Raw genomic sequence first — 25,684 nt, 5'->3', positions numbered from 1 at the left:
ATTGTGAGTTCGCAATACTAAACACAGAAAGAGATTTCAAAATGGAAACTTACTACAAAGCCATTAACTGGAATGCCATCGAAGATGTCATCGACAAATCAACTTGGGAAAAACTGACGGAGCAATTCTGGCTTGATACACGTATTCCCTTGTCAAATGACTTGGATGACTGGAGAAAGCTATCAAATGTAGAAAAAGACTTGGTTGGAAAAGTCTTTGGTGGTTTAACCCTTCTCGACACTATGCAATCTGAAACTGGGGTTCAAGCCCTTCGCGCAGACATCCGTACACCACATGAGGAAGCTGTTTTCAATAACATCCAATTTATGGAATCTGTCCACGCTAAATCTTACTCATCAATCTTTTCTACCTTGAATACTAAGGCTGAGATTGAAGAAATTTTCGAATGGACCAATACCAATCCTTACCTACAAAAGAAGGCTGAGATCGTCAACGAAATCTACCTAAACGGTAGCCCACTTGAAAAGAAAGTTGCCAGCGTCTTCCTTGAAACTTTCCTCTTCTACTCTGGTTTCTTCACTCCCCTCTACTATCTCGGTAACAACAAGCTAGCCAACGTTGCGGAAATCATTAAATTAATCATTCGTGATGAGTCTGTTCACGGAACCTACATCGGATATAAATTCCAACTCGGTTTCAATGAATTACCTGAGGAAGAGCAAGAAAAACTCAAAGAATGGATGTACGACCTGCTCTACACTCTTTATGAAAACGAAGAAGGCTATACAGAAAGCCTCTATGACGGTGTTGGTTGGACGGAAGAAGTTAAAACCTTCCTTCGCTACAATGCCAACAAGGCACTCATGAACCTGGGGCAAGATCCACTCTTCCCAGACTCAGCAGATGATGTCAACCCAATCGTTATGAACGGTATTTCAACAGGAACTTCTAACCACGACTTCTTCTCTCAAGTCGGAAATGGTTACCTCCTTGGTGAAGTTGAAGCCATGCAAGACGATGACTACAACTACGGTTTGGACTAAGGTCATCTATTTTATAAGTGATAAAAAGATCATGGTTTGTTTAAAACAACCATGATGTTTTTGTTTTTGTTTTCTTTTGTTTTTTAAATTGATTGATTGAATACTTTATGATAAAATAGTAATAGAAATAGAGGTGATAACGATGCTAAAGCAGGAAAAACTAGATAATATTCTAGAAACGGTAAATACAAAAGGAACTATTACTGTAAAAGAAATCATGACTCGCTTGGATGTATCAGATATGACTGCTAGACGCTACTTGCAAGAGTTAGCTGACAAGGATTTACTTGTTCGTGTGCACGGGGGAGCTGAGAAAATTCGCACAGGTTCTATTTTAAACAATGAACGTTCTAATATTGAAAAACAAAGCTTACAGATTGCAGAAAAACAAGAAATCAGCCGTTTTGCAGGCCATTTAATTGATGAGGGGGAGACCATTTTTATCGGCCCAGGTACAACCTTGGAATCTTTTGCCCGTGAACTTCCAATTGATAATATTCGTGTTGTAACAAACAGTTTACCAGTCTTTCTCATCCTAAACGAACGAAAACTAACAGATTTGATTTTAATCGGTGGAAACTATCGCTCTATCACTGGAGCCTTTGTGGGAACACTAACCTTGCAAAACTTGGCCAATCTCCAATTTTCTAAAGCTTTTGTTAGCTGTAATGGTATTAAGGACAATTCGATTGCGACCTTTAGTGAAGAGGAAGGTGAATCTCAACGCATCGCCCTCAACAATTCCAATAAAAAATACTTACTAGCTGACAATAGTAAGTTCAATAAATTTGATTTTTATACCTTCTACAATATCTCTGATATTGATACCATCGTTTCAGATTCTAAACTGAGCAAAGAAACGTTTGAAGAACTTTCAAAACAAACAAACATTATTCTTTCTAAACCATAAAACTATCCCCACCGATTGGTGGGGATTTTTGTAATACTCAATGAAAATCAAAGAGCAAAATAGGAAACTAGCTGCACGCTGTACTTAAGTACGGCAAGCCGACGTTGACGTGGTTTGAAGAGATTTTCGAAGAGTATAAGTATTAAAAATTTCAGTTTTTAATAGCTTGCTTACACGCGTTCTTTCCATGAAGTCGCTGTTGTTTGAAGAACTTTATTGAGTTCGTCAATGTTTTCAAAACCAGTTGTACGAAGCCATTCGCGAGCTGCTGCTTCACCATCTTTGATGTATGCTTCAACTGATCCAGCCCATGTAGCACGGCCACAAAGAACTCCGTTAAAGTTTGCACCTGATTCGTGAGCAAATACGAGAGTATCTTGGAATAGTTTAGCTGATACACCAGCACTCAAGTAGATGTATGGCAAGTTAGTTGCTTCATCTTGAGCTTTGAAGAAGGCTGTTGCTTCTTCACGTGTATAAACTACTTCACCTTCAGCGAAGCCTTCAACATATTTAATGTTAACAGGAACTTCTACTTTCAAGACATCAATGTTAAAGCGTGGGTCTGAGAAGACTTTCATAGCACCGATAACTTTGTGTGGTTTTACTTTAGCGTATTCTACAGAACCTGCGTCCGCAATTTTTTCATCGTAAGCAAGGATTTCAAGGAAGAATGGGATATCTTCAGCCACACACTCTGAGCCGATACGTTCGATGTAGGCTTGTTTTTCTTGGTTGAGTTCGTCTGAGCTATCTACGTCATAGTAAAGCAAGAATTTAACTGCATCTGCACCTTCTTCTTTAATACGTTTTGCAGACCAAACATCCAAGCAGTCTGGCAAGCGTTTTGTGCTTGTTGTGTCATAACCTGTTTTTTCATAAGCAAGGAGAAGACCAGCTTTTTCATCAAGAGCTTTAGTTGCTGGAAGTCCATACTCAGGGTCAAGAAGCATTGATGAAGCGTATTTAGTCAATTCATCTGCTACCAAGACTTTCAGTTCTTCCATTTGAGCTACAGTTGGTTCTTCTGTTTGGTGTTGAGCCATGAGGCGTTTCAAAGCACCACGTTGGTCAAATGCAAGAGCTGAGATTATACCATTTTCATCAGAAAGTTTTTCTAAGCGTGCACGTTTTTGTTCTGTTAAAGCCATTTTATACCTCTTTTACTATTAATTGATCATATAGAGCTTGATAGTTGGCCATGTTGACATGACCAGTCATTTTTTCTTGAGCATTGAGCATACCGAGGACATTTGCCTTGATGAGTAATTCTGCATCCGATTCTTTGTGAAGAAGTCCTGAAGAAATTCCTGCTACAGTAGAATCTCCAGATCCGACAGGATTTAGCACCTGAATTCTAGGAATATCTACCTTATAGAAAGTATCACCATGTTTGGCAAAGGCACCGTTGGCACCAAGTGAAACGATAATCCATTCAATACCTGCAAACAAAGGTTCTTGAAGTACTTCTTTTAATTCATCCAAATCCTCAGAAACTTCTCTTCCTAGAAGCTGGGACAATTCCTCATTATTTGGTTTGATGACTGTTGGTTTATGTGGTGATTCAAGAACCGCCTGAAGTGCTGCACCAGAGCAGTCCAAGACAACAGGCTTGCCAGCTTGATTAGCAAGTTCTACCAAGCTCGCATAGTAATCCACTGGAAGGCCAGCTGGCAGACTACCTGAGATGGCTACTACTTCAACTGAACCCAAGAGTTTTTTGAAATGTTCCAAAAAGTCTTGACCTTCCTGTTCCAATACTTCAGGTCCTTTTTCAAGAACTTCTGTTTGGTTGTCACCGTGGAGAATAGCAATACAGTTCCGAGTTTCTCCCTGAATTGAGAAGAAATCTTTCTTTACTTGATCATCGATATTTTCAACCAAAAACTCACCAAGTTTGCCACCAACTAAGCCAGTAGCAAGAACAGAATCCCCAAATTCTGAAAGCACTCGGGTAACATTGAGTCCCTTACCACCAGCCGTTTTGGTTACATCCACCACACGATTGACAGTATCAATCTTCAACTCATCCAAAGGATAGGAAATATCAATGGATGGGTTCATTGTGACTGTTAAAATCATAGGTCACCTCTTAGTCGTGGTATTCTCCGCGATCCCATTTTTCAAGGAATTCAGTGAAGAAGTTTGCGTCTGTTTGTTGAGCATTATGACTTTCAACGTGTTCAATTTTCGCAATCAATTTCTTGTTTTCTTCAGATGGTTTGTATTCAGCATGAATGAAAGCTTCAATGATATCACACATGAGCAATTCACCAGTAATCTTACCACCAAATCCGATAACGTTAGCGTTCAATTGTTCTTTAGCATAAAGGGCTGTTGTCATATCACGAACCAAGGCAGAACGGACACCTGGAACTTTATTTACAGCGTTGTTGATACCAACACCAGTACCACAGATACATACTCCAAGATCAGCTTGACCGCTAGTTACAGCTTCCCCTACTTTTTTACCAAAGATTGGGTAGTGAGTACGTGTATGGTCATATGTACCAAAGTCAATGACTTCATATCCTTTTGATTTCAAAAATTCTGAAACCGCCATTTTTTCATCTGTTACGATGTGGTCACATCCAATTGCAATTCTCATTTTTAACTTACCTTTCTTACTGTAATCTAATTAGCACATTTTGTTCAACATGTCGACACGAATTTGGTGACGTCCACCATCGTATTTACCGTTAACAAATCCTTTAGCGATATTTTTAGCCAATTCATCACCAACAAGTTGTGCACCCATAGTGATCATACGTGAGTTGTTGTGACCACGAGTCATATAAGCTGAACGTTCGTCAGATACCTCTGCAGCAACCATTCCTTTGATCTTAGTTGCAACCATAAATGGACCAGCCCCATAAGCATCAATCACGATACCAAGGTTTTGTTCTTCTTTGTTTACTTCTGCAGCAACAGCAAGAGTCACATCAACAAAGTCTTGACCTTCAGCTGTAACATCCACAACGTGGAAGTTTTCTTTTTCCAAGAAGTCTTTCACAACTTCTTTCAATCTCAAACCTGCAGCATCTGCACCGATAACAATAGACATATTGTATACTCCTTTTATTTTTCTAGGCTAGTAAAAACTTTTATGGTTAGCAGTTTACCTACAAAAAGTTTTCTAGCAGTTTATTGACAAATTGGATTGAATGAGATGAATGACACCTTATTCAAGTTTAGGAAACCAGCTTCCTAGAAATAATCCTTCTCCACGAAAGAGAATATAACAAGTGATTGTTTGTTTGTTACAAACATCATTTGTTGCTTACAAACATAATATACTCCTATTTCTGAAAAAAGTCAACAGTTGATGTTTGTTTTTGTGTTTTTTTAACTAGAAAATTTCGATATCAAAACCAATTTGATCCACTTGACCTGGTTCTAGGAGACGAACATTCTTCTTATCTTCTAGATGATCTCCTTCTTCAAGGGATGTTGACAAGCCAGACCATGGTTCAAAAGCAATGAAAGGTCCCTTATTCAAAGTTGACCAGATAATAAGGTTTGGAAACTCTGCAAAGTGCACTTTCAATCCCTTATCATGTTTACGAGAACGAAGGGAAATTGTTCTAGATTGCAATTCATCTAAGGTGACTGCATCTGTACTGAAAAGATCATAGCTGAGGTCTAATTCTTTTTGACCTTCTAGCCATGGACTTCTATCTTGAAAATCAAGCATACCTGTTTCTGGGAAAGGACGTGGAACAGAGCAAGTCTCTTCTTTTTCAAACTCTAGATAATAATCTTCATAGACTTCATCATCAAGCAGAGGACAATTAAATCCTGGATGTCCACCAATAAAGTAAGGCATGACCTTGCTAATTTCTTTATTAAATATTTTGTATTGAGTCCGCACTGTCTTTCCAGTAAGGATATAAGTGATTTCTAAGCGGAAATGATAAGGGTAGTTCTGATAGCTATTCTCATCGTCTTCAATTGCAAAAGTTACACTATTATCTGTCTGTTCAACTAATTCAAATTCTTTCTTACGAACCAAACCATGACGAGGAATCTTTCCTTTGATTTCTTGTCCATTATCATCTATATAAAGTGCTGTATCCTCTCTCAATGAACCACAAATGGGGAAGAGAACAGGAGCTTGTCCACTCCAATAAGTAACATCTCCTTGCCACAAATACTCAACTCCCTCGGCATCTTTTATAGAAGAAAGAGCCCCACCAAAACTGTTAAATTGAACTCTTAATTGTGCTGATTTTAATTCAATTACCATTATTTTCTCCGATTTCTTGATAGTTTATAAAAAACTAGGCTGTCACTCCTAATGGTATGACAACCTAGTTTCAACAATTTACACTCTGCGAAAATCCAATTCAAACTTCGTCAGCGTTGCCTTGCCGTAGATATGGTCACTGACTTCGTCAGTCTTATCTACAATCTCAAAACTGTGTTTTGAGCAACCTACAGCTAGCTTCCTAGTTTGCTCTTTGATTTTCATTGAGCTTACATTTTATAGGAGCGCATTATTTTGCTTTTGCTGCGTACTCTTCGTTACGTTTAATCATTTGTTTTCTGTACCATGCAAAGATACCGATATAGAATACAAGGAAGACTACTGCACCAAGGATTGCTTTGATATCACCAGTTGTAGTGTTACCAATTGTCCAACCAAGAAGTTTTTCGATTGGTCCTTCAAGAGTTGAGTGAGTGATCAATTGAGTTTCGCTCACACCTGCTGGGAAGGCACCTACACCTTTAGCAAGTTCTGTTGCAAATGGTGCGATAAGTGTTCCTGAAAGAAGGAAGAGTGGCAACAAGAGTGTTCCGAAGATAATCATACGGAGCAATTTACCACGAGTTACAACCAAGAGAGCTGGTGTAACACCCATAGCGATGATACCTGCAAGTGGCAAGATACCATTTCCGACTTTTGAAAGAAGCACAGCTTCAATCAACATGATTGGTGCAAGTACGTTAGCACAAGCCCAGATTTCAGCACGACCAGCGATGAATGGCCAGTCAAGACCGATGTTGAATTTACGTCCTTGAAGACGTTTAGTAGCAACGTTTGTAATACCTTGTGATAGTGGTTCTACGGCTGCGATGAACCATGAACCGATAAGTGAGAAGAGTTCCAAAGATACACCGGCAGTCAAACCAAGAGACAACCATCCTCTGATAACAAGACGCCATTTATCTGCATCTGCAACCCCTTCAATTGGATGTGGAGTTCCCATAATACCGATAACAATACCAAGAATGAAACCGATGAAGAATTTAGAACCCCAGAAACCGATTTTCTTGTTCAATTTAGCAGCGTCAAAGTCATATTTATCAAGACCTGGGAAGAATTTTTCAAAAATTTTATCCAAAACCATGATAACTGGGTTCATCATGTAGTTCATGTGAGTTGATGTCATTGGTGATGAACTTGGAGCGTTAAGAAGGTCATCAAATGTAGGTTTCATCAAGTCAGAGTTGATAATTTTCAACACACCAACAAGTACGATAGCTGCTGTAGCAATCAAGAGTGAAACCCCTTGGCTCACACCGTTGTTGTCTGCATACCATTTAATCAAAAGACCTGTGATAGACAAGTGCCAGATATCGAAGATATCGACATCAAGTGTATCAGTTTTCTTCATAGCAAGCATTACTACGTTGACAATCAACATGATAAGCAAGAAATAAAGTGTCCAAGCAGATCCCCAAGTGATTGTAGCAAGTGGTGCCCAACCAACGTCAGTGATACTCAATTGAATACCAGTGTTTTCAACGAATTTTGCAAGTGATGCTGAGAAAGCACCATTTAGCATACCGATGATAGCTCCGATACCAGTAAGAGCGATGGCAAGTTTGATACCACCTTCAAGCGCTTTGGAGAATTTCACTCCAAAAAGTAAAGCCAATACTGTCAAAATGATTAACATGATGACAGGCCCACCCATATCTAAGACGGGCGTGAAAACCTTTTTAATTAGGTCAAAGATTGCATCCATAACAGTTCCTCCCTTTTTTATGTTATATGAATGTTAACAAATTAAAATTAGCTTAACCCGTGTTCTTTGATGGCTGCTTCAATATTGTCAAACACTGGAGCACTCATAGCTGGGATACGGAATAAGATTGGTCCAGCTTCGATAACTGGAATACCTGGGTCAAAACCAAGGTCTGTCGCAGCAATTGGTGTGAAGATGTCATAACCTTTGATAAGATCTTCGTTAACGTCTTTAACCATGACTGCATCACAGTGAACATCAAAACCGCGGTTTGAAAGTTCTTCTTCAAGAGCACTTTTAATTTGGTGGCTTGAGTTAACACCTGCACCGCAGGCAGCAAGAATTTTAATCATATGGATTTCCTCCGATTTAATATTTTTAATAGACAAGATTATGTGGTTGCTTCAGCAATATAAGCATAGAGAGCTTCTGGTTCAGAAATTTTTGATAGGTCTTCAAGATGACCATTTCCAGTAAAGAAGTCCATCAACTGAGCAAGAATGTTTGTTTGACTTGAACTTGAGTTATTAATGATAAAGAAGAGCAAGGATACCTCTACTTCCTTATCTGGTGCAATCATATTGTGGAAAGTCACTGGTTTATCCAATCGAACGACCACAACTTTTTCGGCAAGATTATGAACAATATCTGTGTGAGGAATAGCCACATTCGGCAAATCCTTACCTAAAAATTCCATATCTAAGCCAGTTGGAAATGACTTTTCACGCGTGATCAGGGCTTCACGATAGGTTGGAGTTACGATTTCTCGTTCTTCCAATAAAGTTGCAACCTGATCAAAGAGATGTTCTTGATTATCCGCTTCTAAGCAAAACACAAGGTTTTTGTCAAAGAAATGATCTAATCCCATAAGGTTTTCCCTTCTTTCCATTAACTTTATGCTATAAGTATAACACTATATGAAACCGTTGTCAACGACTTTCTGTTGTTTTTTGTCTCTTTTTTTATATTTTTGTTGTTTTTATAGCTTGTTACATAAAAACAAACACATAAACAAACATTTCAAACATTTTTTCTGTTCTAGAAATAAAAAAAGCAGACCATTTAAGCCTGCTTTACTATTGATTCTTATATATTTTGCTATTAACAAGAAAAACAATTATGATAACTTATTCTTCATCCATACTCAAGACGCTGAGGAAAGCTTCTTGTGGAACTTCTACTGATCCGATAGCTTTCATACGTTTCTTACCGGCTTTTTGTTTTTCAAGGAGTTTGCGTTTACGAGAAACGTCACCACCATAACATTTAGCAAGTACGTTCTTACGAAGGGCCTTGATATCAGTACGAGCGACAATCTTGTGTCCAATTGCTGCTTGGATTGGAACCTCAAATTGTTGACGAGGGATAATTTTCTTAAGCTTATCAACGATGAGTTTCCCACGTTCGTAGGCAAAATCCTTGTGAACGATAAAGCTGAGGGCGTCCACCTTGTCTCCGTTGAGAAGGATATCCATTTTGACCAGCTTAGATGGGCGATATTCTGACAATTCGTAGTCAAAGCTTGCATAACCACGAGTTGAAGACTTAAGCTTATCAAAGAAGTCAAAGACAATCTCCGCAAGAGGAATTTGATAGATAACATTGACACGGTTATCATCGATATAGTCCATCGTCACAAAATCACCACGCTTGCGCTGAGCTAATTCCATCACTGCTCCGACAAACTCCTGTGGTACCATGATTTGCGCCTTAACATAAGGCTCTTCAATGGTCGCAATCTTGGTAGGATCTGGGAACTCAGATGGGTTAGACACATCCATAGACTCACCGTCGGTCAAATTAACTTTGTAAATAACAGACGGAGCTGTCATGATGAGGTCGATGTTGAACTCACGTTCCAAACGTTCTTGGATAACATCCATATGGAGAAGTCCAAGGAAACCACAACGGAAACCAAATCCAAGTGCCTGAGATGTTTCTGGTTCAAATTGGAGACTAGCATCATTCAGTTGCAATTTTTCAAGGGCTTCACGGAGGTCATTGTACTTGTTTGACTCGATAGGATATAAACCCGCAAAGACCATAGGATTCATCTGCTTGTAACCATGTAATGGCTCTGCCGCAGGATTGGTTGCCAAAGTAACTGTATCACCCACACGAGTGTCTTGAACCGTCTTGATAGAAGCCGCAATATAACCAACGTCCCCAGTCGCAAGGAAATCACGACCAACTGCTTTCGGAGTAAAAATACCAACTTCCGTAACATCAAAGGTCTTGCCATTGCTCATGAGCTGAATCTTATCACCAGGTTTAACAACTCCATCCATGACACGCACTTGGAGAATAACCCCACGGTATGCATCGTAAACAGAGTCGAAAATCAAAGCCTTAAGAGGCGACGTCACATCACCCGTTGGTGCTGGTACTTTTTCTACAATTTGCTCTAGAATTTCTTCTATACCAATACCAGCCTTAGCAGAAGCCAAAACTGCTTCACTGGCATCCAAACCAATGACATCCTCAATCTCAGTACGCACGCGCTCAGGGTCTGCTGCTGGCAGGTCAATTTTATTAATGACTGGCATGATTTCCAAATCATTGTCCAAGGCCAGATAAACGTTGGCAAGGGTTTGAGCCTCAATACCTTGAGCGGCATCGACCACCAAAATAGCTCCCTCACAGGCAGCTAGCGAACGTGAAACTTCATAGGTGAAGTCTACGTGCCCAGGTGTGTCAATCAAGTGAAAAATATAAGTTTCCCCATCTTTTGCAGTATAATTCAGCTCGATGGCATTCAACTTAATGGTAATCCCACGTTCCCGTTCTAGATCCATGCTATCTAAGAGCTGAGCCTGCATTTCACGACTTGAAACCGTCTCTGTCTTTTCCAAAATGCGGTCTGCTAGAGTCGATTTCCCATGGTCAATATGGGCGATAATAGAGAAGTTACGAATCTTCTCCTGTCGTTTTTTCAATTCTTCTAAGTTCATGATTCTCTTCCTTTCAGGGTATCTATTTATTATAAATTGTTTTTGATATTTTGACAAGACCATACCCTGCTAGGAGTACTAATCTTCAGCAACAAAGCCGTCATTTTCGATAAAGTGGTGTTCTGTCATTCCTTGGTCTGTAAAGACAATCCCGTGAAGGACACCACCATAGACAGCTCCTCCGTCCATCCCAATCTTACCATCTTCTGTAGTCCAAAGCTCAGCAGTACCACGCTCTTGCTTTAGTAAACCATAGACTGGTGTATGTCCGAAGACAATGGTTTTTCCAGTATGATTTTCGGCTTCGTGGAATGGTTTTCTAAGCCAGACTTTCTTGTAATCTGTTGTTTCATGCCAGTCATCCAAGGTCAAATCAATACCAGCATGTACAAAGATATACTTGTCTGTCTCTACCACAAATGGCATTTGACGAATAAATTCGACCAAATCTGCAGCTTCAGTAGCAACACGCTTGGCATCTTCTACTCCATCAACTGATGCATCCAAGGGACGACCTAGGATAGAGTTAATGGTTGTATCTCCACCATTGCGACGATAGTGGTCATAGCCTTCTTCTGGGTCATCGAGCCAAGTCAAAAACATATACTCGTGATTTCCTGACAAACAGATTGCACCTTGATTGTCTACCAAGTCCTTAACCATCTCTAGAACACGGCGACTATCCTCACCACGGTCAATCAAATCCCCTAGAAAAAGCAACTGGGTCTGACCATCCCAAGTTTTGAGAAGGTCTTCTAGCATCCCTGCTTTTCCGTGAACATCTCCAATTACATAATAGTCTGTCATCTTATTTCTCCCTGTTTCTCAACAATTCTCTGGCTTGCGTCAGGGCTGCTTCCGTCACATTATCACCTGCCAACATCTTGGCAACTTCCTCTACTCGCTCTTCAACCGTCAAAAGACGAACAGTCGAAACTGTTGAATGCTCATTGCTAATCTTCTCAATAAAGAATTGATAATCCGCAATCGCAATCACTTGTGGCAAATGGGAAATAGCCAAAACCTGACCATGCTGACCAATCTTGTGAATCTTCTGCGCAATGGCCTGAGCTACACGGCCTGACACTCCCGTATCCACCTCATCAAAGACTATACTAGTCTTGCCTTCTTTACGTGAAAAGGCAGACTTAATGGCTAGCATGAGACGAGATAATTCCCCACCAGACGCAACCTTGACCAAGGGTTTAAAGTCTTCGCCAGGGTTGGTTGAAATGTAAAACTCGACCGTTTCATTGCCCTCACGACTGAATTTGCCCTTGCTAAAACGAACTTGAAACTGGGCTTTTTCCATATAAAGGTCTTGCAGTTCTTGTTTAATCTCTGCTTCGAGCTGCTGGGCCAAATCATGACGAGCAGATGCAAGTTGACCTGCCAAATCGACAAGGTTGACTTCCAATTTCTTAAGCTCTGCTTCCAAGTCCTCAGACGAAAGGTTATTACCTGTCAAAAGATTGTATTCTTCTGTAATTTTGGCAAAATAAAGCAAGACATCATCCACAGTTCCACCATACTTACGAGTAATGGTATGAAGAAGGTCCAAACGATTCTCAACCTGCATGAGGCGATTGCCATCAAAATCAAGGCCCTCAATGATAGCTTCCAAACGCTTGCTAATGTCTTCTAAGACATAGTAGGTCTCAGACAGAGAGCTTGAAATTTCACGGTAGTCAGGGTCATACTCTTCGACACTTTCCATGTCATTCATGGCCGAACGAACATTGGCCAGACTCGAGAACTCTTCATTGTCCAACATGCTGTAGGCATTGGTTAGGGTATCTGCAATATTTTTATGGTTGAGGAGTTTATCTCGTTCTTGGTTGAGAGCCAGATCTTCACCAGCTTGCAAGTTTGCTGCCTCAATCTCTGCCATTTGAAATTCCAACATTTCAATACGTGCCTTGTGTTCCTGTTGGTTTTTCTTGACTTCCAGTACCTGCTTGCGCATTTTACGGTAGGCATCAAAACTCGTTTGATAGGTTTCTTTCAAGGCCCAAAAGGCTGTATCACCAAATTCATCCAACATCTGGATATGCAGTTGGGGACGCATTAACTCCTCTTGGTCATGCTGACCATGAATATCTACAAGATGTTGACCAATAGCACGTAAAACCGACAGATTAACCATCTGACCATTCACACGGCTGATACTACGACCATTTTGCAGAATTTCCCGACGGATGATAATCTCATCACCCAATTCCAAACCTTGCTCATCGAAAATTTCCTGTAAAAGACGACTATTCTCAACTGAGAAAAGCCCCTCAATTTCTGCCTTTGGTGCACCATGACGAATAACATCTGTCGTCGCACGAGCTCCCAACATCATATTCATGGCATCAATGATAATCGACTTCCCTGCGCCTGTTTCACCAGTCAAGACAGTCATTCCCTTTTCAAAATTGAGGGAAATAGCCTCAATAATGGCAAAGTTTTTTATCGAAATTTCAAGTAACATATAGACCTACCAATTTTTTACTTGTTCAAAGATTTCCTCAGCTAGACTTTCACTTCTGGCAATGACTAAAATCGAACTATCATCAGCTAAACAGCTAAAAATCTTGTCCGCAAACGTCTCGATTAACTGAGCTTTTACAAAAGCTGTATTTCCTGGAATAACTTGGAGATTAATCATCTTATCCATCAATTCAGCTGATTCGATATTGTCTTCAGCTAGTTGCAAACTTTTCACGATTGATTTTGGCAATTCATAGACATAGGTGTTGTCTCTCAAAGGAATTTTGACAATCCCCAGTTCTTTGATATCTCGTGATACTGTTGCCTGAGTGGCAGTGATGCCTGCCTCTTTCAAATGTTCTACGATTTCTTCTTGCGTACCGATTTGATAATCTGTCACAAATCGTCTAATTTTTTCAAGTCTCTCTTTTTTATTCATTTTTAAATTGACTATGCGCCCTCTCTACTACTTCTTCAATCTCAGCAAGAACCTGATTGCTTGCTGACTCTTCTTTTTTCAAATACGCTAAAAACTCAATATTGCCATGACCACCTTGGATGGGAGAAAAATCCAAACCAAGGACTGAAAAGCCTTCCTCTACTGCCATAGCAGTGAAAGATTCAAGGACAGTTTGATGAACCTTGGCATCTCGAATGATTCCATTCTTCCCAATCTGCTCACGACCTGCTTCAAACTGGGGCTTAACCAGAGCCACCACCTGCCCTTGATCTGCCAAGACACGGTGCAAGGCAGGCAAAATCAGACTGAGGGAAATGAAACTCACATCAATACTGGCAAAGCTCGGTTCCTGCTCAAAGTCAGTCTTTTCAGCATAACGAAAATTAAACTGCTCCATGCTGACAACCCGTGGGTCTTGGCGTAATTTCCAAGCCAACTGATTGGTACCAACATCGACTGCAAAGACCAACTCAGCACCATTTTGCAACATGACATCAGTAAATCCTCCAGTGGAAGCCCCAATATCAATCGTGGTTGCTCCATCCACTGATAAATCAAAGACCTGCAAGGCCTTCTCTAGTTTTAGACCACCTCGACTGACATACTTGAGTTTTTCACCCTTGAGTTTTAGCTCAGTGTCATCTGGGATTTTCTCTCCTGGTTTGTCAAAGCGTTCTCCATTGAGGACTGCTACGACTAGACCAGCCATGACACCACGCTTGGCCTGTTCTCGCGTTTCAAACAAGCCCTGTTTATAAGCTAGTACATCCACTCTTTCCTTAGCCATTGATTCTCAAACTTTCTACTACTTTCACAATCGATTCTGTTTCAAAGGGAACCTGCTGGGCAATTTCTTCTAATTTAGCCTTGGCTTGATCCAGAGTTTGGTTACAAAAGGCAGTCGCCTCCTCCAAGCCTAACAAGGCTGGGTAGGTCGACTTTTCTGCCTGTAAATCCTTTTGCGGAGTCTTGCCGATTTCCTCAAAACTAGCCGTCACATCCAGTACATCATCTCGAACTTGAAAGGCGAGGCCAATCAATTCACCCACAGTTTTCAGTTTTGCTTGGATTTCAGGAGCCAATTCAGCTATAATAGCGGCGGCTTGGAAAGGATAGGCTAGTAGTTTTCCGGTCTTATTAGCATGAATAGTCTGGAGTTCTTCCAAAGACAAATGCTGGTGTTCACCTTCCATGTCCAAAACCTGCCCTGCCACCATACCCAGACTACCTGAAGCAAGGGATAAGTTGGAAATCAAGTCTACCTTAATCTGACTTGGCAAATCTGCCTGCGCTATCAATGCATAAGGATCTAGGAACAAGGCATCTCCAGCCAAAATGGCCATAGCTTCACCGAATTTCTTATGGTTGGTCAAACGCCCTCGACGGTAATCATCATCATCCATGGCAGGAAGATCATCGTGAATCAAGCTCCCTGTATGAATCATTTCCAAGGCCGCAGCTACCTGCGCGTGAGCAGGTTTGATGGCAATATGCAAGGCTTCCAAAACTTCTAACAAGAGAAAAGGCCGAATACGCTTGCCACCAGCATGAATGGAATAGAGAACCGACTCTCTCAAACTAGAGGCAAACTGCTGGTCTCCATAAAAGTCTTCCAAAGCCGACTCAACAAGAGCTAATTTTTCTTGCTTTTTCATTCAAAATCACTTTCTGTTCCGTCTTCTTGCATGACCTTGACCAAGGTCTTTTCAGCCTTGTCCAGCGTCGCTTGGAGCTCTTTTGACAAGACCATGCCCTTTTGAAAGGCTGCAATCGCATCTTCCAAAGCAATTTCACCATTTTCCAAACTTTGGACAATAGTCTCCAGTTCTGCAAGATTTTCCTCAAATTTCTTTTGTTTTGACATCTTTAACCTCTAATTCTACTTGACCATCTCGCATCAAAAGCGTCACTTGGTCTTTTTTCTTCAAACTCTCAACCGAATCTACAACGGACTCTTCTTTTTTGACAATAGCATAACCACGCGCCACGATTCGGCTAGTATCCAACATCAACAAGGCTTCCGAAAGTCGCTTCACTTCAGCAACCTTGGCATCATAAACCAGCGCCATTTGGCTACGGAGGAGCTTGTCCAACTGACCTAGACGGTCTTGAGAGCGTTGAATTTTGGTAACAGGTGATAATTGAACCAGTCGATGTGTCCTTGCTTGAACGACTTGTTTGTTATCAGAAATCCGTGTACGTAAACTTTGTTTTAAGCGCAGTTGTAGTTGATCCAAGCGTTGCAAATAGCCATCATACAAGCGCTCTGGCTGTCTAAAGATAACAGACTGACTGCATTTTTTCAAAGCTTCTTGTTTCTTAGATAGGACATTTCGGACTGCCGTTGCCATTCGTTTTTCCTGATTTTGCAAATGTGCTAACACATCCAACTTGGTCACAGGTGTTGCTAGTTCAGCTGCCGCCGTTGGCGTCGCAGCCCGTCTATCTGCCACAAAATCTGCCAAGGTTACATCTGTCTCATGCCCCACACTAGAGATAACTGGCAAACGAGATTCAAAAATAGCTCGTACTACAATTTCTTCGTTAAAGGCCCAGAGATCCTCGATAGAACCTCCACCACGACCAATAATGAGCAAATCCAAATCGTCCCGTTGATTGGCACGCGCAATATTTCGAGCAATTTCCTCCGCAGAGCCTTCACCTTGCACCTTGGTCGGATAGAGAAGAATGTCGACACCTGGAAATCGCCTGCTGACGGTCGTGATAATATCTCGAATAACGGCTCCACTGCGACTGGTCACTACACCAATTCTCTTAGAAAATTGGGGCAGAGGTTGCTTGAAGCGTTCTTGAAACAGGCCTTCTTCTGTCAATTTTTTCTTGAGTTGCTCAAACTGAATCGCAAGCGCACCAACTCCATCAGGCTCTGCCTTTTCAATGATGATGGAGTAGCTACCACTTGGTTCATAGACCTGCACACGCCCAATCACATTGATCTTCATTCCTTCTTCCAGGTCAAAACCTAATTTCTGATAAATCCCAGACCAAATAGTCGCTTGAATAACTGCATGGTCATCTTTTAGGGAGAAATATTGGTGAGTAGGTCGTTTACGAAAGTTGGAAACTTGACCAGTTAAATAGACCCGTTCCAAGTAAGGGTCTTTATCGAATTTCATTTTCAGATACTTGGTCAAAGTTGTTACCGATAAATACTTTTCCATCTCCACCTACTATTCATTTTCTTGCTCTTTCATGGGTATTATTATACCAAAAATATGCCTAAAAATCTCCATTTATGTACCATTATGAGGGAAAAATAGAAAAAGGAGGCAAAGCCTCCACATCTGATTATTTGCTATTTCGAGCTTCTTCCAAAATCTTTTCAATCTTGGTCGTCAACAGGTCGATAGCCACTGTATTGCTGACTCCCTCAGGAATGACGATATCGGCATAACGCTTGGTTGGCTCGATAAACTGATGGTACATGGGCTTGACCACACCTAAATACTGGTCAATAACGCTATCAAGGCTACGGCCACGCTCTTCCATATCACGCTTGATCCGACGAATAATGCGCACATCATCGTCTGTATCCACAAAAATCTTGATATCCATCAAATCGCGCAGGCGCTTGTCCTCCAAGACCAAAATCCCCTCAACGATAAAGACATCTTGAGGCTCCTGACGATAGGTCTTGCTACTGCGTGTATGCTCTGTATAGTCATAAGTCGGGATGTCCACCGGACGCCCTGCCAACAATTCCTTAATCTGCTCAATCATCAAGTCTGTATCAAAGGCAAAAGGATGGTCGTAGTTAGTTTTGACACGCTCTTCAAAGGTCAAATGAGACTGATCCTTGTAGTATGAATCATGCTCAATCATGGAAATCTTTTCATCAGGGAAATGCGATAAAATGGCTCTTGAAACACTGGTCTTACCTCCACCAGAACCACCTGTCACTCCGATAATGATTGGTCTATTTTGCATGCTATCCTCCGTTTTTTTATCCGTGGTCTATTCTATCACATTTTTTGCAAAATTTATAGTCTGATTTGGATGGTCTAGTGGAAACAATTCCATCCCCACACTCCAGTTAGACTAGCTAAAAACCTTCCTTGGCTTGTAGAGATTGTCCCGTTTTTCTAGAATGGCTAGCAATTTATCATCTTCAAAGGCAGCTAATTCTTGTTCTGTTTGTTCGAGCTCTATAAAACGACCAAAGCGTACTTCTGTAGCCTCTTCTTGAGTTAGGAAAACTTTGACAAGGTCGCCTGTCCCAATCTCTAAAGGATGGAGAAAGTCCAGTTGACCAGCCTCTACTTTTTCAGCAATTTCTTCCAAGGTAAGAGCATCTTCTAGCTGTAAACCAGCTGCACTAGTTCGAGTCAGATGAGACATATGGGCCGCATAACCAAGCTTCTCTCCCAAATCAACCGATAGGGTACGAATATAGGTTCCCTTGCTACATTTCACACGAAAAGTAAAGCGTGCAAGATAACCCTCATAAGAAATCGGACTTGTCCGCTCAAATTGATAAATAGTCACCTGTCGTTCTGGACGCTCTACTTCTTGACCTGCACGCGCATACTCATAGAGTTTGCGACCATTAACCTTAACAGCTGAATACATAGGCGGAATCTGAGTAATAGGCCCAGTCAAGCTAGCAATCGCTTCATCGATAAGCTTTTCATCCAGGGGCGACAGAACGGGTGTATCAGCGACCACTTCCCCACTAACATCCTCTGTCGTCGTTGAATAGCCCAGAGTGATTTCCCCCTCATAGACCTTGCCCTCGTCCTGCATAAACTCGACCATGCGTGTCGCCTTGCCAACTGCAATGGGCAAAACACCCACCACATCCGGATCCAAGGTCCCACCATGACCAATCTTCTTGGTTCCCAAAATCTTACGCAGTTTAAAAACCGCATCATGCGAGGTCATCCCCGCTTCTTTTTTTAAGTTGATAATACCGTTCATTTTTGCTTTCTCACTCCCCCTTCAGTGCTTCGAACTTCGCTTTCATTGTTGGATTTTTTCGAGTCAATTTTTTAACAGAAACATCTTCTAATTTGTTGTTAGCTAGACGGAGTTGGTTTTCAGATGTTGTCAGGAATTTCTTAACTTCTTCCATGCGTTTGATGGCCTTGTCGATTTCATCAATAGCTTTGCCAAAGTTGGTCGAAGCAGAGTTGTAGTTCTTGGCAAAAGCTAGTTTAAAGGCGCCCAAATCTTCCTCAAAATGTGTAATATCAATATTTTGTTCGCGAACCAAGGACAACTCCTGCTTGTATTTTAAGGAATTTAGCGCCGCATTACGCAAGAGCCCAATCAATTGGATAAAGAATTGAGGACGAACCACATACATCTTTTCATACTCATGACTGACGTCTACAATCCCTGTGTTAAAGTAGTCGTTATCAGCCTCAAGCATCGTCACCAGAACGGCATATTCGCAGTTCTTCTCCCGACGGTCCTTGTCCAATTCATTATAAAAATCTGCATTCTTGTGCTTCTTCTCTGTTCCGTCCGCTTCATTCTTCATCTCAAACATGATGGAAATGATTTCCACTCCACTTTCATCACTCTCACGGAAGATAAAGTCCCCCTTAGACCCACGCGCAGAGACCTTGTTATCCTTCTCAAAGTAAGCATTTGGAAAGGCAAAACTGCGGACCTTGTTAAACTCACTCTCTGCATACTGTTCCAGACTTTCCCCGATGGCTTTTGTAGATTGCTGGGCTTTGAAATTCTTATAGAACTCGACCTGTTCACTAGCTGCCTTGAGTTGAGCTTCGTAGTTTTGTTTAACTGAAGCAAGAGAAAGCTCGTTTTCCTTTTCTTGCAAGAGAAGCTGATTTTTAACCTGGTCTCGTTCTTTTTCTAGTTCAGAAAGAGTCTTTTGCAGTTGATTTTCATGCTCCAAACGCAAGGTTGCCAATTGGTTTTCCAAGGCCTGTACTTCCTTGTCCTTTGCTAATAAAGCCTGATGGCTTGTCTGTTCAACCTCTTTCTTGGCCAATTCTTTTTCTGTATCAAAATTTTGTATTTGACTCAGTAATTGAGCAATTTCTTGGTCTTTTTGAGCTAGTTTAGACTGTTGTTCATTCATGGCCTTTTGCTCTGCCAAAGCCAGTTCCTGCTTCATCCGATCGTGCAATTCCTTATCAAACTCTGCTGTTCTCACTTGAGACAAAAGTTCAGCATACTGACTTTCATTTACTGTAAAGACTTCCCCACAGTTAGGGCATTTGATTTCGTTCATATCGTTCCTCTTTCTAGACTTCTGTAACCATTATATCATGCCTGAAGGAAAATCAAAAACAGCGAGTCGAAACCCACTGTTTATCTTCTTTTTCTTTAAATTTTTTCCAAGGCCAAGCGCAAGTCTTCAATCAAATCTTCTACATTTTCAAGACCGATAGACAAGCGGATTTGGTTTGGTGTGACACCTGCGGCTTCTAAGTCTTTTTCTGACAATTGACCGTGAGTAGTTGTTGCTGGGTGAACAACAAGAGACTTGGCATCTGCCACATTTGCAAGGTCAGAGAAGATTTCCAAATTATCAATAACCTTGCGTGCTTCTGCCTCCCCACCTTTGACATGAAAGGTAAAGATTGAACCCACACCTTTTGGAAAGTATTTCTCAGCCAAGGCATGATAAGGACTGTCTGCAAGTTTTGGATAGTTAACTTTTTCTACCTTAGGATGGTTGACAAGGAAATCAACAATTTTCTCTGCATTTTGTACATGACGTTCCACACGAAGTGAAAGGGTTTCAAGTCCTTGGAGTAATAAGAAGGCATTAAATGGCGACAAGGCTGCACCTGTATCACGAAGCAATTGAACACGAACAGCGATAATAAAGGCTGCTGCACCCACATCACGAGTATAGCTCAAATTGTGGTAGCTTGGGTCTTCCTCAACAAATTGAGGGAATTTCCCTGAAGCCGCCCAGTCAAAACGACCGCTATCGACAATCACTCCACCAATAGTCGTACCATGCCCTCCGATAAACTTAGTCGCAGAGTGAATGGCAATATCTACACCGTGAGAAAAGACATTAATCAAGTAAGGTGTGGCAAAGGTATTATCCGAAACAAGTGGAATTTGGTACTTATGAGCAATCTCAGCCAATTTTTCCAAGTCAGGAATGTTTATCAAGGGATTCCCCAAGGTTTCAATCAAAACTAGCTTGGTATTGTCTTTGATCGCTGCTTCTACTTCCTCCAAATTATCAACATCGACAAAGGTTGTTGTGATCCCATAACGAGGAAGGGTTTCCTTCAAGAGATTGAAGGTTCCACCGTAAATAGTTGATGCTGCAACTACATGGTCACCTGCATGAGCAAGAGCCAAAATCGTATAAGTCACTGCGGCCATACCTGATGCTGTTGCAAGAGCTCCGACACCACCTTCAAGTGCAGCAATTCTTTCTTCAAAGGCAGCTGTTGTAGGGTTGGTGATACGAGTATAAATGTTCCCTGGTTTTCTCAAGGCAAACAAATCGGCACCTTCCTGCGTGTCATCAAAAACAAAGGATGTTGTTTGATAAATCGGCACTGCACGAGACTTAGTAGCTGGATCCACAACTTGACCAGCATGTAGTTGTAGAGTTTCAAATTTAAAATCACGAGTCATAAAACGACCTCCAAATAGTTTCATTAAGGATATTGTAGCACCTTAAGGTATAGTTTACAAATATCAGTTTTCTATATTTTGATATAAGAAATAGCTATTACTCTATTTTAAAAACGAAAAAGCACGAATCAATCGTGCTTATTTTCTTAATCTACATAAGTATCTTCATTTTTATTGAGGAAGGCATATGGAAGACCCATCAAGAGGCCTCCTCCGATAAAGTTTCCGATGAAGGTTACACCCCAGTGGCGAAGCATATTTCCAATACCGAAGTTGGCAATTGAGTCAGCAGCAACACTGAATTTTACAATCGCGAAAGAAGCAAAGTTCGCAGCAATGTGCTCGTTTGTTAAGAATACAAACATGTAAATCGCTGATAAAACGAGCCATAGTTTAGCACCGCCATCTTTGACCAAAACAAATGAAAGAATCGCAATATTTACGAAAATATTTGCCAAAATCGCCTCAAGCAAGATTAATTCATTTGAACGGCCTAACTTCATCTCAACAACCCCTGAGATGAAACTATCGTGAGTCAGATTTGCATAGGCTGCCGAATGAGCAAAGCCCCAACCTGCTATTAAAGCTCCGATAAGGTTGAATAAGGTACAGTAAAGTAAAATCTCAGCCGTTTTTCTCCAAGAAATTTTTTTCAAGAAACTACCAGCAGTCAAGAACATCATGTTTGATGTTACCAACTCAGCATTCAAGAAAACAATGTAGGCCAAGCCCCAAGCAAAGACAAAGGGGAAGAGGAAGCGTCCACTACCTGGTGCAATTTTATTAATCAAGTCAGCTCCAACTGCACCAGCAGCAGTACTGAAGGTTAAAAATGCACCTGCGAACATAGAACGAATCGCATACTTAAATTTGCTTTGACTATAAAGACTTTCCTTCTTCTTGCAAGCAAATTCAATCTTTGAGATAAATTCTGAAGAAACCATAATAAACTCCTAAAAATTTTTTACCTGATAATTATATCACAAACTTTAGAATTAAGGAAACGTTTTCTGTATTTCATAACAGTTTATTTTGAAACTCAATCTATAAAAATCAGTAAAACCTAAGATTTTACTGATTTATCTTTAATAACGTTGTTTATATGGTTGATTGAAAGCTGTTAGAATTTCTTCAGGTGTTTGTGAATAATCTTTTGTATCTTTCAAGTCACCTTTTACGATAATACGTTCTGTCGCATCATAGTCAACACAGGTTACAAGTGTGATTTCATCAACTCCAGTACGGTCATCAATCTCATCAACGCGATCTGGAGTCACATGCTTCACTTCACGGATTTCATAGGTATAAACTTTATCCTTATCAGTAAGATAAATTTTCATCCCATTTTTAGCGCGTGATAATGGAGAAAAGAGCATTTGGCTGGCGTTTTCCGCCGTGAAGATGTGATGGCTCGCAAGGGAATAGTTTCCTTTCCCCATCACTTGATCACGCTTCATTGTACCAGCTCCATAGAAAAGATTGACATTATCCAGTCCCTTAAAAATAGGCAAGTTAATTTCTACCTCAGGGACAGCAATTCCACCGATAACTGGCAATTTTTGCGAATCCCATTGTGAGGATAAGACAGCTTCTGACGAGATGGCTTTTACGGAATCAAAGTCAAAATTCCCTTCTGTATCTTGATTTTCTTCCAATTTTTCTTTTGATACCTGGCTGACTTGGTATTTATTGGTATTCCAAACCATGAACATATCACGAATTTTTGAATTGAAAATCAAAGCTATTGACAAGATGATTAAGAATCCTGCCAAAATATTGATTAGTAAATTTTTACGGTTTGTTTTCTTTTTATGAGACATTATGCTTCACCTTCTGTTTCGTTTTCTGTCCCAACTTCTTCTTTTTCTGCAGCTGCAACCGTAGTAAAGGTTACAATTTTAGCATCTTGGTCCAGGCGCATCACTTTAACTCCCATAGTTGAGCGACCTGTTTGTGAAATATTGGCAACGTTGGTTCTAATCATGACACCTGTATCAGTGATAATCATCAAATCTTCATCGCCTTTAACGGTCATAAGACCAGCAAGAGAACCGTTCTTTTCTGTAATCTTAGCGGTTTGCATCCCTTTACCACCACGACCTTTAGTTGGATATTCGGTCGCAACTGTGCGCTTACCATACCCCTTTTCTGTGATGATAAGAACCTCGTCCTGGTCTGTAATCACACTAGCACCAACAACTGTGTCTCCGTCACGAAGGTTAACACCTTTCACACCAGTGGCGATACGACTCATACCACGAACAGCTGATTGATTAAAGCGAACTGAATAACCAAACTTGGTACCAATGATAATATCCGTATCCTCTTCTGTCAGCAAGACATTAATCAACTCATCTTCATCCTTGAGGTTAAGTGCTTTAAGTCCATTCTGACGGATATTAGCAAATTCCTTGACACTGGTTCTCTTCACAATACCATGACGGGTTGTGAAGAAGAGGTAAGCATCATCACTACGTTCAGACTCAACATTGATGATGGTCTGAATACTTTCACCTTCATCCAATTTCAAAAGATTGACAATTGGCAATCCCTTAGCAGTACGGCCATATTCAGGAATTTCATAGCCTTTCAGGCGATAGACGCGTCCTTTATTTGTGAAGAAGAGCAGGTGATCATGGGTACTAGTCGACACTAACTCACGAACAAAATCGTCATCCTTAACACCAGTTCCTTGAACACCACGTCCACCACGTTTTTGAGCGGTAAACTCAGCTTGGTCCAGACGTTTAATGTATCCTTTGTTAGAAAGAGTGATTAAAACATCAGCTTCTTCAATTAGATCCTCATCTTCAAGACTCAAGACTTCACCAACCATCAATTCCGTACGACGTTGGTCGCCAAACTTACGCTTGACTTCATCTAATTCATCCTTGATAATTTGAGAAACACGTTCCGGCTTAGCTAGAATATCTGCTAAATCTGCAATCAGAGCCAAGAGGTCATCATACTCAGACTGAATCTTATCGCGTTCCAAACCTGTCAAACGACGAAGACGCATATCAAGAATGGCTTGACTTTGACGTTCAGAAAGCTTAAACTTGCTCATCAACTCAGCTTGTGCTTCCTCATCCGTTTCACTAGCACGGATGATACGAATCACTTCGTCGATATGGTCTAGCGCAATCAAGAGACCTTCTAAAATATGAGCACGAGCTTCCGCTTTTTCCTTATCAAAACGAGTACGACGAACAACCACTTCTTTTTGGTGCTCAATATAAGCATCCAAAATCTGACGAAGAGACAAAATCTTGGGTACCCCATTTTGAATCGCTAACATATTAAAACCAAAGTTGGTTTGCATCTGGGTCATCTTGAAGAGATTATTAAGGATAACATTGGCTGAGGCATCGCGCTTAACTTCGATAACGAATCGAACCCCTTCGCGGTTCGACTCATCACGTACTGCTGTGATCCCCTCAATGCGTTTTTCCTGAACCAAACGAACAATATGCTCATGCACCTTGGTTTTATTGACCATATAAGGAAATTCTGTTACAACAATACGCTCACGGCCAGTCTTAGTTTCTTCAATTTCAGTACGTGAACGGAGGACAATCGATCCTTTACCTGTTTCATAAGCCTTATGAATACCTGATTTCCCCATAACAAGAGCACCGGTTGGAAAATCTGGTCCAGGCAGGACTTCCATCAAGTCCTTAGTGGTCACTTCAGGATTGTCCATGACCAACTTCACTGCATCAATGGTTTCACCAAGGTTATGAGGTGGAATATTGGTTGCCATCCCAACCGCAATACCAGTTGCTCCATTAACCAAAAGATTAGGAAAACGTGCTGGCAAGACCAAGGGTTCACGTTCATTGGCATCATAGTTATCAACGAAATCAACTGTATTTTTGTTAATATCACGAAGCATTTCCAGAGCAATCTTGCTCATACGTGCCTCAGTGTAACGCTGGGCGGCAGCACCATCACCGTCCATGGAACCAAAGTTCCCATGACCATCTACAAGCATGTAACGGTAACTCCACCATTGAGCCATACGGACCATGGCTTCATAGATAGAGGAATCCCCGTGTGGGTGATATTTACCCATGACATCCCCTGTAATACGAGCAGATTTTTTATGGGGTTTGTCTGGAGTAACACCCAGTTCATTCATTCCGTAGAGAATCCGACGGTGGACGGGTTTCAAGCCATCTCGAACATCAGGAAGAGCCCGCGCTACGATAACACTCATAGCGTAGTCAATAAAGCTCGTCTTCATCTCCTTTGTCAGATTGACATTCACTAAATTTCTATCCTGCATTAATAAATGCCTCATTTCACTATTA

General features: G+C 41.0%; 26 protein-coding genes. 2 read left to right on the top strand and 24 right to left on the bottom strand.

Translation table 11 applies throughout. The features are described 5' to 3' along the window. The first annotated feature begins 41 nt into the window (after nucleotides 1–41). Entirely contained in the window at nucleotides 42–1,004 is a 963-nt protein-coding gene (gene nrdF, locus B7699_RS06765) for a class 1b ribonucleoside-diphosphate reductase subunit beta (RefSeq protein ID WP_000451386.1), read from the top strand. A gap of 142 nt (nucleotides 1,005–1,146) precedes the next feature. Continuing rightward, the gene (locus B7699_RS06760; protein ID WP_084927643.1) at nucleotides 1,147–1,914 is read left to right on the top strand and encodes a DeoR/GlpR family DNA-binding transcription regulator; all 768 of its coding nucleotides are present in this window, start codon (nucleotides 1,147–1,149) and stop codon (nucleotides 1,912–1,914) included. Nucleotides 1,915–2,084: 170 nt separating this feature from the next. Here B7699_RS06760 and lacD read toward each other — a convergent pair whose 3' ends face one another. The 24 genes from lacD to gyrA all read right to left on the bottom strand — a co-directional run bounded on the left by lacD (nucleotide 2,085) and on the right by gyrA (nucleotide 25,659). After that, nucleotides 2,085–3,065: a tagatose-bisphosphate aldolase gene (gene lacD / locus B7699_RS06755; RefSeq protein WP_084927641.1), complete on the bottom strand. Its 981-nt coding sequence runs from the start codon at nucleotides 3,063–3,065 to the stop codon at nucleotides 2,085–2,087. A 1-nt stretch (nucleotide 3,066) separates the two neighbouring features. Then, nucleotides 3,067–3,996: a tagatose-6-phosphate kinase gene (locus B7699_RS06750; protein WP_084927639.1), complete on the bottom strand. Its 930-nt coding sequence runs from the start codon at nucleotides 3,994–3,996 to the stop codon at nucleotides 3,067–3,069. 10 nt (nucleotides 3,997–4,006) lie between these two features. Beyond that, the gene (lacB, locus tag B7699_RS06745) at nucleotides 4,007–4,522 is read right to left on the bottom strand and encodes a galactose-6-phosphate isomerase subunit LacB (protein ID WP_001216913.1); all 516 of its coding nucleotides are present in this window, start codon (nucleotides 4,520–4,522) and stop codon (nucleotides 4,007–4,009) included. Between the two features lie 30 nt (nucleotides 4,523–4,552). Further along, the gene (gene lacA, locus B7699_RS06740; protein WP_000029277.1) at nucleotides 4,553–4,978 is read right to left on the bottom strand and encodes a galactose-6-phosphate isomerase subunit LacA; all 426 of its coding nucleotides are present in this window, start codon (nucleotides 4,976–4,978) and stop codon (nucleotides 4,553–4,555) included. A gap of 285 nt (nucleotides 4,979–5,263) precedes the next feature. Beyond that, nucleotides 5,264–6,160 carry an aldose 1-epimerase family protein gene (locus B7699_RS06735; protein WP_084927637.1) on the bottom strand — a complete coding sequence of 299 codons (897 nt, stop codon included), beginning with the start codon at nucleotides 6,158–6,160 and terminating at the stop codon, nucleotides 5,264–5,266. A 78-nt stretch (nucleotides 6,161–6,238) separates the two neighbouring features. Next, on the bottom strand, nucleotides 6,239–6,385 hold the full coding sequence (locus tag B7699_RS09745) for a hypothetical protein (protein WP_084927636.1): 147 nt from the start codon (nucleotides 6,383–6,385) through the stop codon (nucleotides 6,239–6,241). A 25-nt stretch (nucleotides 6,386–6,410) separates the two neighbouring features. After that, nucleotides 6,411–7,886, bottom strand: a complete 1,476-nt coding sequence (locus B7699_RS06725; RefSeq protein ID WP_049511809.1) for a PTS galactitol transporter subunit IIC — start codon at nucleotides 7,884–7,886, stop codon at nucleotides 6,411–6,413. A gap of 47 nt (nucleotides 7,887–7,933) precedes the next feature. Beyond that, a complete protein-coding gene (locus tag B7699_RS06720; RefSeq protein WP_000590547.1) occupies nucleotides 7,934–8,239 on the bottom strand; it encodes a PTS sugar transporter subunit IIB in 306 nt (101 codons plus the stop codon). Between the two features lie 38 nt (nucleotides 8,240–8,277). Beyond that, a complete protein-coding gene (locus tag B7699_RS06715; RefSeq protein WP_192852012.1) occupies nucleotides 8,278–8,754 on the bottom strand; it encodes a PTS sugar transporter subunit IIA in 477 nt (158 codons plus the stop codon). Nucleotides 8,755–9,013: 259 nt separating this feature from the next. Further along, nucleotides 9,014–10,837 (bottom strand): translation elongation factor 4, encoded by a 1,824-nt coding sequence (gene lepA, locus B7699_RS06705; protein ID WP_084926386.1) that lies wholly within the window; start codon nucleotides 10,835–10,837, stop codon nucleotides 9,014–9,016. Between the two features lie 78 nt (nucleotides 10,838–10,915). Beyond that, nucleotides 10,916–11,644 carry a metallophosphoesterase family protein gene (locus B7699_RS06700; protein ID WP_084926387.1) on the bottom strand — a complete coding sequence of 243 codons (729 nt, stop codon included), beginning with the start codon at nucleotides 11,642–11,644 and terminating at the stop codon, nucleotides 10,916–10,918. A gap of 1 nt (nucleotide 11,645) precedes the next feature. Continuing rightward, a complete protein-coding gene (recN, locus tag B7699_RS06695) occupies nucleotides 11,646–13,313 on the bottom strand; it encodes a DNA repair protein RecN (RefSeq protein ID WP_084927630.1) in 1,668 nt (555 codons plus the stop codon). Nucleotides 13,314–13,319: 6 nt separating this feature from the next. Then, the gene (locus tag B7699_RS06690) at nucleotides 13,320–13,751 is read right to left on the bottom strand and encodes an arginine repressor (RefSeq protein WP_020900686.1); all 432 of its coding nucleotides are present in this window, start codon (nucleotides 13,749–13,751) and stop codon (nucleotides 13,320–13,322) included. Beyond that, a complete protein-coding gene (locus B7699_RS06685; protein ID WP_084927628.1) occupies nucleotides 13,744–14,559 on the bottom strand; it encodes a TlyA family RNA methyltransferase in 816 nt (271 codons plus the stop codon). The genes B7699_RS06690 and B7699_RS06685 overlap by 8 nt, the downstream gene beginning before the upstream one ends. Then, nucleotides 14,552–15,427 (bottom strand): polyprenyl synthetase family protein, encoded by an 876-nt coding sequence (locus B7699_RS06680; protein WP_084927626.1) that lies wholly within the window; start codon nucleotides 15,425–15,427, stop codon nucleotides 14,552–14,554. The genes B7699_RS06685 and B7699_RS06680 overlap by 8 nt, the downstream gene beginning before the upstream one ends. Next, nucleotides 15,424–15,636, bottom strand: coding sequence for an exodeoxyribonuclease VII small subunit (locus B7699_RS06675; RefSeq protein WP_000043226.1), 213 nt, complete (start codon nucleotides 15,634–15,636; stop codon nucleotides 15,424–15,426). The genes B7699_RS06680 and B7699_RS06675 overlap by 4 nt, the downstream gene beginning before the upstream one ends. Beyond that, complete coding sequence (gene xseA / locus B7699_RS06670; RefSeq protein WP_000417482.1) at nucleotides 15,614–16,954, bottom strand: exodeoxyribonuclease VII large subunit; 1,341 nt, start codon at nucleotides 16,952–16,954, stop codon at nucleotides 15,614–15,616. Before xseA ends, B7699_RS06675 begins: the two co-directional genes overlap by 23 nt. Nucleotides 16,955–17,081: 127 nt before the next feature. Next, nucleotides 17,082–17,720, bottom strand: a complete 639-nt coding sequence (udk, locus tag B7699_RS06665; RefSeq protein WP_001181377.1) for a uridine kinase — start codon at nucleotides 17,718–17,720, stop codon at nucleotides 17,082–17,084. Nucleotides 17,721–17,831: 111 nt separating this feature from the next. Next, entirely contained in the window at nucleotides 17,832–18,710 is an 879-nt protein-coding gene (truB, locus tag B7699_RS06660; RefSeq protein ID WP_084927624.1) for a tRNA pseudouridine(55) synthase TruB, read from the bottom strand. Nucleotides 18,711–18,720: 10 nt separating this feature from the next. Beyond that, nucleotides 18,721–19,995 (bottom strand): DUF2130 domain-containing protein, encoded by a 1,275-nt coding sequence (locus B7699_RS06655; protein ID WP_084927622.1) that lies wholly within the window; start codon nucleotides 19,993–19,995, stop codon nucleotides 18,721–18,723. A 95-nt stretch (nucleotides 19,996–20,090) separates the two neighbouring features. After that, on the bottom strand, nucleotides 20,091–21,371 hold the full coding sequence (locus B7699_RS06650; protein ID WP_084927696.1) for an O-acetylhomoserine aminocarboxypropyltransferase/cysteine synthase family protein: 1,281 nt from the start codon (nucleotides 21,369–21,371) through the stop codon (nucleotides 20,091–20,093). Between the two features lie 146 nt (nucleotides 21,372–21,517). Continuing rightward, nucleotides 21,518–22,315 carry a formate/nitrite transporter family protein gene (locus tag B7699_RS06645; protein ID WP_000254780.1) on the bottom strand — a complete coding sequence of 266 codons (798 nt, stop codon included), beginning with the start codon at nucleotides 22,313–22,315 and terminating at the stop codon, nucleotides 21,518–21,520. Between the two features lie 141 nt (nucleotides 22,316–22,456). Continuing rightward, entirely contained in the window at nucleotides 22,457–23,191 is a 735-nt protein-coding gene (locus tag B7699_RS06640; protein ID WP_084865079.1) for a class A sortase, read from the bottom strand. Further along, nucleotides 23,191–25,659: a DNA gyrase subunit A gene (gene gyrA, locus B7699_RS06635; RefSeq protein ID WP_084927620.1), complete on the bottom strand. Its 2,469-nt coding sequence runs from the start codon at nucleotides 25,657–25,659 to the stop codon at nucleotides 23,191–23,193. The genes B7699_RS06640 and gyrA overlap by 1 nt, the downstream gene beginning before the upstream one ends. Between the last annotated feature and the right edge of the window lie 25 nt (nucleotides 25,660–25,684).

Source organism: Streptococcus mitis (assembly GCF_002096835.1).
Lineage (GTDB): Bacteria > Bacillota > Bacilli > Lactobacillales > Streptococcaceae > Streptococcus > Streptococcus mitis_W.
The sequence above is the reverse complement of the archived record's forward strand: the minus strand, read 5'-3'. Positions and strand labels throughout refer to the sequence as shown.